This window comes from Aeromonas aquatilis (assembly GCF_054052405.1).
Genome location: NZ_JBSTYP010000140.1, coordinates 1 through 1,309 on the forward strand (window position 1 = coordinate 1; position 1,309 = coordinate 1,309).

The 1,309-nt window shown below is 45.0% G+C and carries 2 protein-coding genes; both read right to left on the minus strand.

The window, feature by feature from the left end:
- Positions 1-293 precede the first annotated feature (293 nt).
- Entirely contained in the window at positions 294-506 is a 213-nt protein-coding gene (locus ACW5W8_RS23655) for a plasmid partition protein ParG (RefSeq protein WP_498630862.1), read from the minus strand.
- Complete coding sequence (gene parA, locus ACW5W8_RS23660; RefSeq protein WP_426011130.1) at positions 500-1,144, minus strand: ParA family partition ATPase; 645 nt, start codon at positions 1,142-1,144, stop codon at positions 500-502. The genes ACW5W8_RS23655 and parA overlap by 7 nt, the downstream gene beginning before the upstream one ends.
- Between the last annotated feature and the right edge of the window lie 165 nt (positions 1,145-1,309).

Genomic DNA, 1,309 nt, shown 5'->3' on the forward strand with positions numbered 1-1,309 from the left:
CCGTTCTGCCCGACCAACCACACCCACACACGGCAACAAACTCATGCTTCCAATCCGTGCGGGTACGACAAAGCGCCAAAGGTGGTGGCCTACGGCAACGAGCATTTGAGCAGGAAAACTTGATTGATGGGCGCAGAGAGCGCTAAACTGGTAACTGTATTAGGGTATCTGCTTCCTGCTCGAAGCTGTTACCTGGTACAAAGAGCGCCAACTCTGAGTACCATCGAAAAACCGCCCGCCAAGGCGGTTTTTTCGTTTCAGGACATAACTCTACGCTTGATCATCACTGCTGATCAAGCTTTCTGAGAGCCAGACTCCGCTGCCAATAGCTTTTCGATGCAATCAACAATAACGTCTTTAATTGTCTTGCCATTTTCAGCGGCGTAAACCTTCAACTTTGAATGAGTGTTTTCATCAATATCAAAGTTGACCCTCTTTTTTTTTGACAGCTCAAAACTTTTTAAGTCCACTTGTTTTTTTACACTAGGCCGCCCAGCTTTCAGCATAATTTATCACCTGCAAGAATAGAAACAATCTCATCTGTAAGCATCATAACTTCTCCTGCAGATGGGCTATTTGGAGATACCTGAATAACAGTCTCTCCATTAGCAGCGGATGTTGGGAATAAAACGCTTTGGCATATCCTTGATTTGAACACAGGCAAGCCATATTCCAGAAGCGCAGACTCAATCTCACCACCAATTTTGGTGTTTTTGATAGCCCTAGAAATAACAAAAGCTGCTTTTAATTTACCATCAGTAATATCTATACGCTGCTTCACAAGGTCAACAAGATCTGACGCTGCCCATATATCATATGGAGATGGCTGCACCGGAATAACGATAAGGTCAGATGACCTTATCGCCGATATAGCAAGATCTGAAGCCTGAGGCGCCCCATCAATAACTATAAAATCCCTCTGACCAAGAGCCTTTATGTCTCTTTCGAGAGTAGGCCGATCAATTCCAATAACCGGCAGTTCATTACCATCAGCCACAGCAGCCCAATCTCTAGCGCTCCCCTGAGGATCTGAGTCAACCAACACAACGTCAAACCCACGCAACTTTAAACCCATCGCCAAGTGAGTTGCTATCGTTGTTTTGCCAGACCCACCCTTCTGATTTAAAACTGAGACTACCCTCATTACCCCACCTTCCAACCTCAAGAACCCCAAAGCCAGCACGTGATACAGAACACAACAGCTCATGTACTCATGTGCTCATGTACTCATGTACTCATGTACTCATGTACTCATGTACTCATGTACTCATGTACTCATGTACTCATGTACTCATGTACTCATGTACTC